The sequence below is a fragment of the Pseudomonas brassicacearum subsp. brassicacearum genome (genome assembly GCF_008801605.1).
Classification (GTDB): Bacteria; Pseudomonadota; Gammaproteobacteria; order Pseudomonadales; family Pseudomonadaceae; genus Aquipseudomonas; species Aquipseudomonas brassicacearum.
This window is the reverse complement of record NZ_VZPJ01000020.1, coordinates 63,202-77,290: the sequence shown is the minus strand read 5'-3', so window position 1 is coordinate 77,290 and position 14,089 is coordinate 63,202. Positions and strand designations below refer to the sequence as shown.

At 61.0% G+C, this 14,089-nt stretch carries 14 protein-coding genes; 12 read left to right on the top strand and 2 right to left on the bottom strand.

Annotation, left to right across the window (positions count from 1 at the left end; genetic code table 11):
- Nucleotides 1-13 precede the first annotated feature (13 nt).
- The 4 genes from ileS to ispH all read left to right on the top strand — a co-directional run bounded on the left by ileS (nucleotide 14) and on the right by ispH (nucleotide 4,946).
- Nucleotides 14-2,845 (top strand): isoleucine--tRNA ligase, encoded by a 2,832-nt coding sequence (gene ileS / locus F7R20_RS29210; protein WP_003205726.1) that lies wholly within the window; start codon nucleotides 14-16, stop codon nucleotides 2,843-2,845.
- Nucleotides 2,838-3,350, top strand: coding sequence for a signal peptidase II (gene lspA, locus F7R20_RS29205; protein WP_003205724.1), 513 nt, complete (start codon nucleotides 2,838-2,840; stop codon nucleotides 3,348-3,350). Before ileS ends, lspA begins: the two co-directional genes overlap by 8 nt.
- Nucleotides 3,343-3,780 carry an FKBP-type peptidyl-prolyl cis-trans isomerase gene (gene fkpB / locus F7R20_RS29200; RefSeq protein WP_003205723.1) on the top strand — a complete coding sequence of 146 codons (438 nt, stop codon included), beginning with the start codon at nucleotides 3,343-3,345 and terminating at the stop codon, nucleotides 3,778-3,780. Before lspA ends, fkpB begins: the two co-directional genes overlap by 8 nt.
- Before the next feature lie 218 nt (nucleotides 3,781-3,998).
- Complete coding sequence (gene ispH / locus F7R20_RS29195; protein WP_003205721.1) at nucleotides 3,999-4,946, top strand: 4-hydroxy-3-methylbut-2-enyl diphosphate reductase; 948 nt, start codon at nucleotides 3,999-4,001, stop codon at nucleotides 4,944-4,946.
- Here ispH and F7R20_RS29190 read toward each other — a convergent pair.
- Nucleotides 4,900-5,439: a GspH/FimT family pseudopilin gene (locus tag F7R20_RS29190; protein WP_003205720.1), complete on the bottom strand. Its 540-nt coding sequence runs from the start codon at nucleotides 5,437-5,439 to the stop codon at nucleotides 4,900-4,902. The genes ispH and F7R20_RS29190 overlap by 47 nt on opposite strands.
- 120 nt (nucleotides 5,440-5,559) lie before the next feature.
- Between F7R20_RS29190 and F7R20_RS29185 the strand changes: the two genes are divergently transcribed.
- From F7R20_RS29185 to thiO, 7 genes are read left to right on the top strand one after another with little or no spacing between them, the layout of a single operon-like run.
- Nucleotides 5,560-6,033, top strand: coding sequence for a GspH/FimT family pseudopilin (locus F7R20_RS29185; protein ID WP_003205719.1), 474 nt, complete (start codon nucleotides 5,560-5,562; stop codon nucleotides 6,031-6,033).
- Nucleotides 6,030-6,491, top strand: a complete 462-nt coding sequence (pilV, locus tag F7R20_RS29180) for a type IV pilus modification protein PilV (protein WP_003205718.1) — start codon at nucleotides 6,030-6,032, stop codon at nucleotides 6,489-6,491. Before F7R20_RS29185 ends, pilV begins: the two co-directional genes overlap by 4 nt.
- The gene (locus F7R20_RS29175; protein ID WP_003205716.1) at nucleotides 6,488-7,204 is read left to right on the top strand and encodes a PilW family protein; all 717 of its coding nucleotides are present in this window, start codon (nucleotides 6,488-6,490) and stop codon (nucleotides 7,202-7,204) included. Before pilV ends, F7R20_RS29175 begins: the two co-directional genes overlap by 4 nt.
- A 20-nt stretch (nucleotides 7,205-7,224) precedes the next feature.
- The gene (locus tag F7R20_RS29170; protein ID WP_027912168.1) at nucleotides 7,225-7,695 is read left to right on the top strand and encodes a pilus assembly PilX family protein; all 471 of its coding nucleotides are present in this window, start codon (nucleotides 7,225-7,227) and stop codon (nucleotides 7,693-7,695) included.
- Complete coding sequence (locus F7R20_RS29165) at nucleotides 7,682-10,780, top strand: pilus assembly protein (protein ID WP_003205712.1); 3,099 nt, start codon at nucleotides 7,682-7,684, stop codon at nucleotides 10,778-10,780. The genes F7R20_RS29170 and F7R20_RS29165 overlap by 14 nt, the downstream gene beginning before the upstream one ends.
- An 11-nt stretch (nucleotides 10,781-10,791) precedes the next feature.
- Complete coding sequence (locus F7R20_RS29160) at nucleotides 10,792-11,193, top strand: type IV pilin protein (RefSeq protein ID WP_003205711.1); 402 nt, start codon at nucleotides 10,792-10,794, stop codon at nucleotides 11,191-11,193.
- A 55-nt stretch (nucleotides 11,194-11,248) separates the two neighbouring features.
- Nucleotides 11,249-12,349, top strand: coding sequence for a glycine oxidase ThiO (gene thiO, locus F7R20_RS29155; protein WP_003205709.1), 1,101 nt, complete (start codon nucleotides 11,249-11,251; stop codon nucleotides 12,347-12,349).
- A gap of 863 nt (nucleotides 12,350-13,212) precedes the next feature.
- Here thiO and F7R20_RS31750 read toward each other — a convergent pair.
- A complete protein-coding gene (locus tag F7R20_RS31750) occupies nucleotides 13,213-13,377 on the bottom strand; it encodes a hypothetical protein (protein WP_155767777.1) in 165 nt (54 codons plus the stop codon).
- Nucleotides 13,378-13,696: 319 nt separating this feature from the next.
- Between F7R20_RS31750 and F7R20_RS29145 the strand changes: the two genes are divergently transcribed.
- Nucleotides 13,697-14,062, top strand: a complete 366-nt coding sequence (locus tag F7R20_RS29145) for a DUF6124 family protein (protein ID WP_003205705.1) — start codon at nucleotides 13,697-13,699, stop codon at nucleotides 14,060-14,062.
- Nucleotides 14,063-14,089: the final 27 nt, after the last annotated feature.

Sequence of the window (14,089 nt, the reverse complement as noted above, 5' to 3'; positions counted from 1 at the left end):
TGAAGAGCCTTAAATGACCGACTATAAAGCCACGCTAAACCTTCCGGACACCGCCTTCCCAATGAAGGCCGGCCTGCCTCAGCGCGAACCACAGATTCTGCAGCGTTGGGACAGCATTGGCCTGTACGGAAAGTTGCGCGAAATTGGCAAGGATCGTCCGAAGTTCGTCCTGCACGACGGCCCTCCGTACGCCAACGGCACTATCCACATCGGTCACGCGCTGAACAAGATTCTCAAGGACATGATCATCCGCTCCAAGACCCTGTCGGGTTTTGATGCGCCGTATGTCCCGGGCTGGGACTGCCACGGCCTGCCGATCGAACACAAGGTCGAAGTGACCCACGGCAAGAACCTGGGCGCGGACAAGACTCGCGAACTGTGCCGTGCCTACGCCACCGAGCAGATCGAAGGGCAGAAGTCTGAATTCATCCGCCTGGGCGTGCTGGGCGACTTCGCCAACCCGTACAAGACCATGGACTTCAAGAACGAAGCCGGCGAAATCCGTGCCCTGGCGAAAATCGTCGAGGGCGGCTTCGTGTTCAAGGGCCTCAAGCCAGTGAACTGGTGTTTCGATTGCGGTTCGGCCCTGGCCGAGGCGGAAGTCGAGTACGAGAACAAGAAGTCCTCGACCATCGACGTCGCGTTCCCGATCGCCGATGAAGACAAGCTCGCCGCGGCTTTCGGCCTGGGCAAGCTGGCCAAGCCGGCCTCGATCGTGATCTGGACCACCACCCCGTGGACCATCCCGGCCAACCAGGCGCTGAACGTCCACCCGGAATTCAACTACGCCCTGGTCGACGTCGGCGACAAGCTGCTGGTGCTGGCCGAAGAACTGGTCGAATCCTGCCTGGCCCGCTACAACCTCGAAGGTTCGGTGGTCGCCACCGCGCCAGGTTCGGCGCTGGAGCTGATCAATTTCCGTCATCCGTTCTATGACCGCCTGTCGCCGGTATACCTGGCCGACTACGTGGAACTGGGCGCAGGCACTGGCGTGGTTCACTCCGCGCCGGCCTATGGCGTCGACGACTTCGTGACCTGCAAGAAATACGGCATGGTCAACGACGACATCCTCAACCCGGTGCAGAGCAATGGCGTGTACGCACCGTCGCTGGAGTTCTTTGGCGGCCAGTTCATCTGGAAAGCCAACCCGGCCATCGTTGAAAAACTGACTGAAGTCGGCGCGCTGCTGCACACCACCGTCATCGAACACAGCTACATGCACTGCTGGCGCCACAAGACCCCGCTGATCTACCGCGCCACTGCGCAGTGGTTCATCGGCATGGACAAGCAGCCCACCAGCGGTGACACCCTGCGCCAGCGTTCGCTCAAGGCCATCGAAGAAACCCAGTTCGTGCCGGCCTGGGGCCAGGCGCGCCTGCACTCGATGATCGCCAACCGTCCGGACTGGTGCATCTCCCGCCAGCGCAACTGGGGCGTGCCGATCCCGTTCTTCCTGAACAAGGAAAGCGGCGAGTTGCACCCGCGCACCGTCGAACTGATGGAAGAAGTTGCCAAGCGCGTCGAGTCCGAAGGCATCGAAGCCTGGTTCAAGATGGATGCCGCCGAGCTGCTGGGCGACGAAGCGCCACTGTACGACAAGATCAGCGACACTCTGGACGTCTGGTTCGACTCCGGCACCACCCATTGGCACGTGCTGCGCGGTTCGCACCCGATGGGCCACGAGACCGGCCCGCGTGCCGACCTGTACCTGGAAGGCTCGGACCAGCACCGTGGCTGGTTCCACTCGTCGCTGCTGACCGGTTGCGCCATCGACAATCACGCGCCGTACCGCGAGTTGCTGACCCACGGCTTCACGGTCGACGAGTCCGGTCGCAAGATGTCCAAGTCGTTGGGCAACGTGATCGCGCCGCAGAAGGTCAACGACACCTTGGGCGCCGACATCATGCGCCTGTGGGTTGCGTCCACCGACTATTCCGGCGAGATGGCCGTTTCCGAGCAGATCCTGCAGCGCAGCGCGGACGCCTACCGGCGGATCCGTAACACCGCGCGCTTCCTGCTTTCCAACCTGACCGGTTTCAACCCGGCCACCGACCTGCTGCCGGCCGAAGAAATGCTCGCGCTGGACCGTTGGGCCGTAGACCGTACCCTGTTGCTGCAACGCGAATTGCAGGAGCACTACGGCGAATACCGCTTCTGGAACGTCTACTCCAAGATCCACAACTTCTGCGTGCAGGAGCTTGGTGGTTTCTACCTCGACATCATCAAGGACCGCCAGTACACCACCGGCGCCAACAGCAAGGCCCGTCGTTCGTGCCAGACCGCGCTGTTCCACATCAGTGAGGCGCTGGTGCGCTGGATCGCACCGATCCTGGCGTTCACCGCTGACGAGCTGTGGCAGTACCTGCCGGGCGAGCGTAACGAATCGGTGATGCTCAACACCTGGTACGAAGGCCTGACCGAACTGCCGCAAGGCTTCGAGCTGGACCGTGCGTATTGGGATCGCGTGATGGCGGTCAAGGCGGCGGTCAACAAGGAAATGGAGATCCAGCGCGCGGCCAAGGCCGTCGGTGGCAACCTGCAGGCCGAAGTGACCCTCTATGCCGAAGACACACTGGACGCCGACCTGGCCAAGCTGGGCAACGAACTGCGCTTCGTGCTGATCACCTCCACCGCCAGCGTCGCGCCTTTCGTGCAGGCGCCGGCCGATGCGGTGACCACTGAAGTCAGCGGCCTGAAGCTGAAGATCGTCAAGTCGAACCACACCAAGTGCGCCCGTTGCTGGCACTGCCGCGAAGACGTCGGCGTGAACCCGGAGCATCCGGAAATCTGCGGTCGTTGCGTCGACAACATCAGCGGCACCGGTGAGGTTCGTCATTATGCCTAACGCGGCGGGCCGCTTCGGGCGGCTGGGCTGGCTCTGGTTGAGTGTGCTGGTACTGGTCATCGACCAGGCCAGCAAGTACTACTTCGAGAACTCGCTGACCATGTACCAGCAGATCGTGATCATTCCCGACTACTTCAGCTGGACCTTGGCCTACAACACTGGGGCGGCATTCAGCTTCCTGGCCGACAGTTCGGGCTGGCAGCGCTGGCTGTTCGCCCTGATCGCCGTCGTGGTCAGCGCCGTGCTGGTGGTCTGGCTCAAGCGCCTGGGGCGCAATGAGACCTGGCTGGCCGTGGCGTTGGCCTTGGTGCTCGGTGGTGCCTTGGGTAACCTCTATGACCGCATCGCGTTGGGCCATGTCATCGATTTCATCCTGGTGCATTGGCAGAACCGCTGGTATTTCCCGGCGTTCAACTTTGCCGACAGCGCCATCAGCGTGGGCGCCGTGATGCTCGCCCTGGATATGTTCAAGAGCAAGAAAACCGGAGAAGCCGTCCATGACTGAGCAGCGTATCGCTCAAAACACTGAAGTGAAGCTTCACTTCGCCCTGTACCTGGAAAACGGTGACACCGTCGACAGCACCTTCGACAAGGCTCCGGCGGTGTTCAAGGTCGGTGACGGCAACCTGCTGCCAGGCTTCGAAGCGGCGATCTTCGGCTTCAAGGCCGGCGACAAGCGCACCGTGGTCGTACCGCCAGAAAACGCCTTTGGTCAGCCCAACCCGCAAAACGTGCAGACCATGCCACGCTCCCAGTTCCAGGACATGGAGCTGTCCGAGGGCCTGCTGGTGATCTTCAACGACGCGGCCAATACCGAGCTGCCGGGTGTGGTGAAGGCTTTCGACGACGCCCAGGTGACCGTGGATTTCAACCATCCGCTGGCGGGCAAGACCTTGAACTTCGAAGTGGAAATCCTCGAAGTGAAGGCGGTTTAAGGTTTTACAGGCAGTTCCTGCTGCCACTCGATTTACTGTGGGAGCGAGCTCGCTCGCGATTGCGCAGACCCTTTTAGTCCAGGGGTGACTGCCCCATCGCCATCGCCATCGCCATCGCGAGCAAGCTCGCTCCCACATGGGATCTCCATTGTTTTCGGGCCTTTCGCTCGATTAACAGGCAAGCATTCAATTCTTGCGCGCAAGACACGAGGCACAGCATGCAAATCAAACTCGCCAACCCCCGTGGCTTCTGCGCCGGTGTGGACCGGGCGATCGAAATCGTCAACCGCGCCCTGGAAGTCTTCGGGCCGCCGATCTACGTGCGCCACGAAGTGGTCCACAACAAATTCGTCGTCGAAGACCTGCGTAGCCGCGGGGCGATTTTCGTCGAGGAGCTGGACCAGGTACCGGACGACGTCATCGTGATCTTCAGCGCCCACGGGGTTTCCCAGGCAGTACGCACCGAAGCCGCCGGTCGTGGCCTGAAGGTCTTCGACGCGACGTGCCCATTGGTGACCAAGGTGCACATCGAAGTGGCGCGCTACAGTCGTGACGGTCGCGAATGCATCCTGATCGGTCATGAAGGCCATCCGGAAGTCGAAGGCACCATGGGCCAATACGATGCCAGCAACGGCGGAGCGATCTATCTGGTCGAAGACGAGGAGGACGTGGCGGCCTTGCAGGTTCGCAACCCTGAGAGCCTGGCTTTTGTTACCCAGACGACCCTGTCCATGGACGACACCAGCCGTGTGATCGACGCCCTGCGCTCGCGTTTTCCGGCCATCGGTGGCCCGCGCAAGGATGACATCTGCTACGCCACCCAGAACCGTCAGGATGCGGTCAAGCAACTGGCCGACGAATGCGATGTGGTCCTGGTCGTCGGCAGTCCCAACAGCTCCAACTCCAACCGCTTGCGTGAGCTGGCCGAGCGCATGTCCACCCCGGCCTATCTGATCGACGGTGCCGAGGACATGCAACGCAGCTGGTTCGACGGCGTCGAGCGCATCGGCATCACCGCCGGTGCTTCCGCGCCGGAAGTGCTGGTGCGCGGCGTGATCCAGCAATTGCAGGCCTGGGGTGCAACGGGCTCCGATGAACTGGCCGGTCGCGAGGAGAACATCACGTTCTCGATGCCGAAAGAGCTGCGCGTGCGCTCCTTGCTTTAAGTCCTTTCTCGCACAGCGCCTGCTCGGCCTCGACGCTTTCCAGGCGGACGCGGCCGGAGGGCGCCAGTATCACTTGATGGTGGCTGACCGGCCCGCGTTTGGCGCAGACATGCAGCCTGCCGGCCTGGAATGCGCCGCTGGGGTACAGTGCTTCCCCCTGGTTGCCGAACCTCACCCTGCGTCTCATCGGCTGGTTGCCGACCACACGGGCGCTAGCGGGGCGTTCCATCAGCAAGGTTTTTTCCTTGTTGTCCAGCATGATCCGCCAACCCCGGCCCCAATCGTTGTCTATTCCTTGTATCAATACGCTGCGATTACGCGTGATGGCTTCGCTGCGGGCAATGCGCAAGCCGTTGATCAGCAACTGCGCGGTGTCCTCGCGTTCGATGGATTCGATCAGCTCTTTGTAGCTCGCGCCGGCCCACGGCAGAACAATTGCGGCGATTGCCAGTCCCATGAGCAGTTCGATCAGGCTGAAACCCTGTTGATACATGACGTCTCCTCCCTGGAGTACGAAAACGACGAACGCCGTAAACCGAAACAACCGCACATACGGCGGTGGTTTGTTCTAGCGTGTAGAGGCAGGTATAGCCGACGGCAACGGAGGGCACCGATGGATCTTCGTACAAAAGGTTTCACGCTGATCGAGGTGCTGGTGGCCCTTGGCGTGCTGCTGATCCTGATCACCATGGCGGTACCGTCATTCACTGGCTCGCTGCAGAGCACCAAGGCCGATACCGATATCGGCGACTTGCGCCGGGCGCTGAACTTTGCCCGGATGGAGGCGATCGACCGTGGTATCACCACGCGAATTCGCCCCACGGCCCAGGGCAGTGTCTGGAGCGGCGAACTGACGGTCTATGACAGTACTGGCACGCCGGCCAATGTATTGCGGGTTGTTCCAGCAATGAGCAGCGGCGCGACTCTGACGCTAACCTCAGACGTGACTAACATTGATTTCAACAACCTCGGCGGGTTGTCGGCACCAGCCACGCCGGTGAGTTTCAATTATGTACGCGGGGCGCAGAGCAGGACGCTGAGTGTTTGCCTCAATGGAAGAATCGTATTGGGTGGAAGTTGCGGATGAAGGGTTGCAGTAAAAGGGCGCAGGCCGGCATGACGTTGATCGAAGTGCTGGTGGCGGTGCTGATTCTCGGCGTCGGTTTGCTGGGGGCGGCGATGATCCAGCTCAATGCGCTCAAGTACACCGACAGTTCGCGCATGACCAGCCAGGCCAGCTTCATTGCCTACGACCTGCTCGACCGCATTCGCGCCAACTCCGGAGCCGACTACACCATCACACCGCCCAGCTCGCCGAACCTCAACGTGGCCCGGGACCAGGACCTCTACGATTTCAAGACCAACATCATTGCCTTCGGCGGCACCACGGCCACTGGCACCATTGCGCTGAACCAGCGCGTCTACACCATCACCATTTCCTGGGACGACACCCGGGCCGCCAATACCACCAACGCCGCCGAGGCGCGGCGCAGCTTCGTGCTGACCAGCCGCGTCGCCGTCGACCCGGTGGGGACAACGCCATGAACCGGCACAGTCGCGGTTTTGGCCTGATCGAGTTGATGATCGCGCTGGTGCTCAGCCTGATCGTCGTGTTGGGTGTCGTGCAGATTTTCATTGCCGCCAAAAATACCTACGTCAGCCAGAATGCCGCCGCGGTGATTCAGGAGGACGCGCGGTTTGCCTTGAGCAAAATGGTCCAGGAAATTCGCATGGTGGGCATGTTCGGCTGCCTGGCGACCGTCATCGATGCTTCAACGGATAACAGTTTCGCGGCCAGCCAGACCACTCCAATCCGTTGGGATAACGCCAACCGGAGGTTGACCCTGGTCACTGCGGACATTGGGAGTGGCGGTAGCGTGCCGACCTGGACCGTCGTCTCCGATTGCCGTACCTCGGCGACGGCCTACTCGAACGCACGGGTGCCAGCGGCGGGGCAGTTGGCCTTCCCGATCCGTCGACTGGTCTACAGCTTCAACAACAACCAATTGCTGTTGGGCAGCGGCACCGCCAATCCGCCGACCCTGTCGGTGCTGGTGGACAACGTGCGGGCGTTCGACGTGACGTTTGGCGTGGCCGCCAGCGCCACGGACGTCGCAGCGTCGAGCTACACCGGCAACCCGGCAGACCCGGCACTGATCCGCAGCGTGCGCCTGAGCCTGACGCTCTTTGATCCAAGGAACACGGTGCGCGAGCAGACCTTCAACGTGGTTGCCGCCTTGCGCAACCGGCTTCTATGAGGGGGCGCTCGATGATCTCGATGGATCTCAAGCATCGCCAGCGTGGCATGGCACTGCTGGTCAGCCTGGTTTTCCTGTTGCTGCTGACGCTGATCGGCCTGTCGTCGATGCAGAGCGCCACCCTCCAGGAAAAAATGACCAGCAGCGTCATGCAACGCAACCAGTCCTTCCAGATTGCCGAGGCTGCGTTGAGGATGGGTGAGAGTGCGGTGCAGGTCGAGACCTATTCCTTGCCAGCCTGTACCACCACGATCCAATGCGCGCCGCCGGCCGAGTCGGCGACCATCACGGCGGCGGGGCGCAATTCGTCGTCGGGGGTGCTCTGGGTTACCGCTGCCGGCGGGTTTTATGGCGTGCAGAACATCGGCACTACGCTTGCGGCGGTCAACGTGCCGGTCAATACCTCGGCGACGCTGTACCGGATCACGGCGGTGGCGGTGGTGGGCAATAACCAGCGCAGCGTGGTGGAGAGCATCTATGCGAAATACTGAGGCTCGCCGTGGCTGGATAGCGATGTTGTGGGGGTTGTTGCTCAGCCTTTACCTGGCGGCACCGGCCTATGCGTTCACGCCTTCTGATTCACCGCTGTTGAGTGCAGCTGCCGTTACACCGAACGTGATGTTGCTGATCGATGATTCGGGGAGCATGAACAACATTATCTGGGCGGCGGGGTTTGATCCGACGGTGTCGCGTCCAGCCGTTTACAACTGCAGTTCCAGCAGCAGTTGTTCCAACGGTGTACAACTGGACCCAGACGATGGAAACGTTTTGCTGGTCGGCCTGTTGCGCGGTGGCTGTTCAAGCGGCTGGTACGGCTTTTATCTAGGCAACCTTGGCCGAGTCTGCCTGCGCTTGCCGGACCCGGTGGGCGGTGGCAATACCCGCTACACCACAAAATACCTGGCCTATCTGCTGACCCTGGCCAACGGCTCGAACCGGGACTTCACCACCGGCACGATACCCAATGACTATCGAATCAACGTGGCACGGGATGTGTCCAATGACCTGGTCACCAGCAACCGCGCCTTGCGTATTGGCCTCGCCACGTTCAATCCACCCAACAGCAACAATTCCGGTCCTGGGGGTTATATTGCCCGTTCAGTCAGCGACCTGTCGCCGGTCAGCGGCAGCGTGACCCAGACCCAGGCCAACAGCAACTACAGCGCCCTGATCAACGCCATCAACGGCTTGGGCGCCGTTGCGAATACGCCGCTGGCCGAGAGCTATTACGAAGTCACCCGCTATTTCAGGGGCATGGCGCCGTACTACAACAGCACGCCGACCACCTATACCAGCCCGATTCAGTACCGCTGCCAGAAAAACTTCGGCGTGGTCATCACCGACGGTTTACCCACCTATGACCGGACGTTTCCCACCAACGACCCACTAGGCTTGGCCCGTTTGCCGAACTGGGATGGCGTCAACAACGATGGTGCCGATCTCAGTGGTGACGGCGAGGGCGACACGCTATATCTGGATGATATCGCCAAGTTCGCCTTCGACATCGACATGCGTTCCACCGGCACCGACGCCACCGGCCAGAGCTGGAACGCCACGGATTTCACTCGGCAATACCTGAACACCTACACCGTGGGTTTTACCGCCAGCAACCCGATGTTGTCCGACGCCGCCCGCTACGGCGCAGGCAAGTATTACCAAGCGAGCGACAGCGAAGGCCTGAACTCAGCGTTGGCCTCCGCCTTGAGCGACATCACCTCCAAGGCCGGGTCCGGGGGCGCCGGCACGACCAACGCCGCCACGTTGTCCAGCACCTCCAGTTACTACCAGACCACCTACGACCCCAAGGACTGGCGCGGCACCATCCGGGCGTTCGGCTTCACCTCGGCAGGCACGGTCAACAGGGCTGCGGTGCAGTGGACCACCGACACCGCCATCGTGCCCGGCGCCACGGCACCGATTTACCAATCCTGGAACACCGTGACGAATGTACCTGTCACCCTGGCCTTCGCTAACTTCTCACCGGCCCAGCAAACCAGCCTCAGCCAGAACCTGCCCACGGGAATCACCGGCAATGACTTGGTGGAGTGGAGCAAGGGCGTCAATAAGACCGGTTTGAAGGTGCGCAGTGTATTGCTGGGCGACATCATCAATTCGCCGCTGGTACTGGCATCGCCCAATGAGCAGACCGCTGCGGATTTGCTCAACGACACGAGCTACAGCACTTATCTGACGACCAAAGCGGCGAACATGAATACCAGCCTGGTGGTGAACGCCAACGACGGTTTTTTTAGCGTCATCAACAGTGCAAACGGTACGCGGCGTTATGCCTATATGCCGTCGAGCGTACTGCCATCGCTGCAGAACATTGCCGACACCAACTACGTCAATGGCGTGAGCCACAAGTTCCTGGTGGATGGGCAGGTCGGCGTATTCGATACGCAATCGGGGAGTGTCTGGAAGACAGTGGCCCTGGGCGGTACTGGTGCCGGGGGCAAGACGTTCTATGCGGTTCAGCTGTTCGATGCGACAGCGGGCAATGTGTTGCGGGCATTGTGGGAAATCAGCGCGCCAGTCGTTGCCAGCACGACCAATGCCTTCAATGACCTGGGCTACGCCTACGCCCGCCCCGAAGTCGCCCGCCTGGCGGATGGGCGCTGGGCGGCGTTCATCTCCAACGGCTACGGCAGCAACAGCGGTGTCGCGGCGCTGTACGTGGTGGATATCCGCGACGGCTCGTTGATCAGGAAAATCGTCATCAACAGCAGCGAGACCGGTAATGGCTTGTCGTCGGTCAAGCTGCGGGTCAACTCCCAGAATGTGGTGCAGGCGGCATACGGTGGCGACCTGAAAGGGCGGATGTGGAAATTCGACCTCAGTGGCACTTCCCCGACTGCTTGGGGCGTAGCGTTTGCCGGTCAGCCATTGTTCACCACCTCCGGTGGCGCGACCCAGCCGATCACCGTTCAACCGCTGCTGGCGGACAACCCGCAGGGCGGTACCCAGGTGTTTTTCGGCACCGGCAAGTTCAACGAAACCGCGGATAAACTCAACAAGGACCTGCAAGGGTTCTACTCGATATGGGACGCCACCGGCGGTGCCGGGCAAATCACCGTGTCGAGCCTGCAGGCCCAGTCGATCACGGGAGTGTTCTCAGGCAGCACGGGGCAGTTCGTGACTACCAGCCAGACCGACGTGGCTTATCCGACGAAAAAGGGTTGGTACCTGCCGTTGGTGTACAACAATGCGCTGACTGGTGAGCGGGTGATCAACCCGGCCAATCTGGTGAGCGGGCGCGTGGTCTTTACCACGGCTGCCGTGGACACTACCGACCCTTGTGCCAGCTTCGGTACCGGCAAACTGATCGAATTGGATGCGTTCAACGGTAAGATGCTCAATTATGCGGTGCTCGATACCAACGGTGACGGCACGATCAACAGCTCCGACACGATTTCCAGCGGGGTGGTCTTCACGGGGGGGATCCCGACCTTGAGCGCCGTCGTCAGCGCCAGCGGGGCCACCAACATGATCGTCAACGACTCCAGCGGCAACATCACCGAGCTGCTGGAAAAATCCGTGGGCGGCAGCCGCCGCATCATGTGGCGACAAATACAATGAAGAGGCAAGGCATGCGCAGATCCAACCGAGGTTTCACCTTGATCGAAATCATGATCGTGATCGCGATCATCGGTATCGTGATCACCGTCGGCTATCCGAGCCTGACCGAATACATGAAGAAGGGCCGGCGGACCGAAATCGCCGGGCTGTTATCGGAGCAGGCGCAGATTCTCGAGCGCTATTACTCGAAGAACAACGTCTACACCAATGCGACCGGCCTGAGCGGCGGCAACGATTTCTATACCATTACCCCGACGCTGGCGGACCAGAGCTTCACCCTGACCGCTGTGCGCAAGAGTGGCTCGTCCATGGCGACGGATAAGTGCGGTGATTTCAGGATCAACAACACGGGCACGCGAGACATGGTCAACCAGGCTGCCGGGCTGACGGCCAAGGATTGCTGGGGCCGCTGAGTTTCTTTTTTCGGGTGCAGCCTTGCGCCCTCTGTCTTATGAGTCGAATCAGAACATGACCAGGCAACAGCAAGTGGTGATTGTCGGCGGCGGAGTCATTGGCCTGCTGACGGCGTTCAATCTGGCGTCCGAAGGGCAGCGTGTGGTGCTGCTGGACCGTTCCAGTGTCGGTCAGGAATCGTCCTGGGCCGGCGGCGGTATCGTGTCGCCGTTGTACCCCTGGCGCTACAGCCCGGCGATCACGGCGCTGGCCCATTGGTCGCAGGATTTTTATCCACAGCTGGGCGAGCGTTTGTTCGCCGCGACCGGAATTGATCCGCAGGTGCATGTCACCGGTCTGTATTGGCTGGACCTGGACGATCAGGACGAAGCGCTGGCCTGGGCCGAGCGGGAAGGCCGCCCGATGCGGGCTGTGGATATCTCGGCGGTCCACGATGCCGTGCCGGTGCTGGGCGCGGGTTTTTCCCGGGCGATCTACATGGCCGACGTGGCCAACGTGCGCAATCCCCGATTGGTGAAGTCCCTCAAGGCTGCCTTGCTGGCGATGCCGAACGTCACGCTTCATGAACATTGCGAAGTCAGTGGGTTCATTCGCGACGGTGGGCGTGTGGTGGGCGTGCACAGTTCTGCCGGAGAAATTCGTGGCGATGAGGTGGTACTGGCCGCCGGTGCCTGGAGTGGCGAGTTGCTCAAGACCTTGGGCTTGAAGTTGCCGGTCGAGCCGGTCAAGGGTCAGATGATTCTGTACAAGTGTGCGTCGGATTTTCTGTCGAGCATGGTCCTGGCCAAGGGGCGTTATGCGATTCCGCGCCGTGATGGGCATATTCTGGTTGGCAGTACGCTGGAGCGTGAGGGCTTCGACAAGACCCCGACGGATACTGCGTTGGAGAGCCTGAAGGCTTCGGCGCAGCAGCTGATTCCGGCGCTGGCGGGCGCTGAGGTGGTCGGGCATTGGGCTGGGTTGCGGCCTGGCTCGCCTGAAGGCATCCCCTATATCGGCGAGGTGCCGGGGGTAGCGGGGCTGTGGTTGAACTGTGGGCATTATCGCAATGGGTTGGTGTTGGCGCCGGCGTCGTGTCAGTTGTTTACGGATTTGATGTTGGGGCGTGAGCCGGTGATCGATCCTGTGCCGTATGCGCCGGCTGGGCGCTTGTAAGGTCCGGTTTTTCCTGTGGAGCGGGCTTGCTCGCGATGGCGGTGTGTTGATCGAGTACATATCCATTGCTGCGGTAACGGCTGCTTAGGGTTCCGCTCTTACAGCGGGTCACTTTTGGAAGAGCGCCAAAAGTAAGCAAAAGCGCTTTGCCCCACCACTCGGCACCTCGCCTAGGCTCGGTGTGCCCTCACTCCGGCATTGCTCCGTGGGCCCGCCGCGAAGGGCCATCCATGGCCCAGCGCGGCTATCCCGGCATCCATGCCGGGATGCCCACGGATCAATGCCTGCGTTCGGCCATCGTGGTTAACGGGGCGCCCGAGATCAACGTCCGCCCCGAGGCGGCCTAGTAGCCGACCTGGTTCTCCTGGTCGTACACCCGTCAAATCTGTTTGAGCAGGACCTGTGGGAGCAAAGCTTGCTCGCGAGGCGGCCTGACAGCCGGCCTGGTTCTCCCGGTCGTACTCCGATCCCATTGTGGGAGCGAGCCTGCTCGCGAAGACGGCGGTACATCCAAGGCTGATGCAAGCTGATCCACCGCCATCGCGAGCAAGCTCGCTCCCACAGGGATTTGCAGTGGCCAAAAATCTGTAGATCGTCGCCGACCCAGTGTGGGAGCGAGCTCGCTCGCGATGACGACAGCCAATCCAATTCCTATCTAACTGAATCACCGCCATCGCGAGCAAGCTCGCTCCCACAGGAATTTGCAGTGGCCGAAAATCTGTAGATCGTCACCGACTCAGTGTGGGAGCGAGCTCGCTCGCGATGACGACAGCCAATCCAATTCCTATCTAACTGAACCACCGCCTTCGCGAGCAAGCCCGCTCCCACAGGAGAAACGCGATCACCCTAAATCAGGTCGGCTGTTAGGCCGCCTCGCGGTGGACGTTGATCTCGGGCGCCCCGTTAACCACGCTGGCCGAACGCAGGCGTTGTGGAGTGGGCATCCCGGCATGGATGCCGGGATAGCCGCGCTGGGCCATGGATGGCCCTTCGCGGCGGCCCACGGAGCAATGCCGGAGTGAGGGCACACCGAGCCTAGGCGAGGTGCCAAGTGGTGGGGCAAAAGCGCTTTGGTTACTTTCGCGCTTTTCGAAAGTGACCCGCCGTCAGGGCGGAACCCTAAGTAGCCGTTACCGCAGAAACGGATATACACACCGCCCTCACAGCCGACCAAGCTTTGTGGGAATGGTCGGACAAGATTCTGATTCGAGCCGAATTTTCCGACGAGTTCTGGCGGTTGCCGGGTGGGAAGAACTCTGGCTAACCTTTTCCCGTCGCTGCCAATTCAGCGTCCGGGCGTCGCGGCCCGCAAAACTTGGTAATCCATTCCCTCTTTGGAGTACCGCAATGTGTAACAAACCTCCATCATCTTCAGAAACCAATAAAGCCTCTCCTGACGCCAGCCTTGACCCAAAAAAGCTCGATGAAGCCGCCAAACGCGCCCTCGACTATTACCTTGGCCCAAAGCCCGAAGCCAAAAAGAAACCCGCCTCAAACCAGCTATTCACCGTCGTGGACGGTATCGACACCGAATGTCTCCTCACCAACCTCAGCGAAACCCTGGCCTGCGCCAACGCAACAATCAGCGACCTGGCCTTCGAACTTGAAGGCTCGCGGCGGCATATCGCCTTGGGGGTACAGCAATTGATTGAGTTGAGTGAATTATTGGCCAATCGTGTTCTGGACGAGCGGGTACCTGTGCCGGAGGGCTAGAGAGCGGCGTTACAGAGGGTGAACGCC

Coding starts and splice junctions, on each gene's coding strand:
- pilV (WP_003205718.1), top strand. CDS start 6,030: ATGAAGGGTTGCAGTAAAAGGGCGCAGGCCGGCATGACGTTGATCGAA.
- F7R20_RS29185 (WP_003205719.1), top strand. CDS start 5,560: ATGGATCTTCGTACAAAAGGTTTCACGCTGATCGAGGTGCTGGTGGCC.
- F7R20_RS29170 (WP_027912168.1), top strand. CDS start 7,225: ATGGATCTCAAGCATCGCCAGCGTGGCATGGCACTGCTGGTCAGCCTG.
- F7R20_RS29160 (WP_003205711.1), top strand. CDS start 10,792: ATGCGCAGATCCAACCGAGGTTTCACCTTGATCGAAATCATGATCGTG.
- thiO (WP_003205709.1), top strand. CDS start 11,249: ATGACCAGGCAACAGCAAGTGGTGATTGTCGGCGGCGGAGTCATTGGC.
- ispH (WP_003205721.1), top strand. CDS start 3,999: ATGCAAATCAAACTCGCCAACCCCCGTGGCTTCTGCGCCGGTGTGGAC.
- F7R20_RS29145 (WP_003205705.1), top strand. CDS start 13,697: ATGTGTAACAAACCTCCATCATCTTCAGAAACCAATAAAGCCTCTCCT.
- fkpB (WP_003205723.1), top strand. CDS start 3,343: ATGACTGAGCAGCGTATCGCTCAAAACACTGAAGTGAAGCTTCACTTC.
- ileS (WP_003205726.1), top strand. CDS start 14: ATGACCGACTATAAAGCCACGCTAAACCTTCCGGACACCGCCTTCCCA.
- F7R20_RS29175 (WP_003205716.1), top strand. CDS start 6,488: ATGAACCGGCACAGTCGCGGTTTTGGCCTGATCGAGTTGATGATCGCG.
- F7R20_RS29165 (WP_003205712.1), top strand. CDS start 7,682: ATGCGAAATACTGAGGCTCGCCGTGGCTGGATAGCGATGTTGTGGGGG.
- lspA (WP_003205724.1), top strand. CDS start 2,838: ATGCCTAACGCGGCGGGCCGCTTCGGGCGGCTGGGCTGGCTCTGGTTG.
- F7R20_RS29190 (WP_003205720.1), bottom strand. CDS start 5,439: ATGTATCAACAGGGTTTCAGCCTGATCGAACTGCTCATGGGACTGGCA.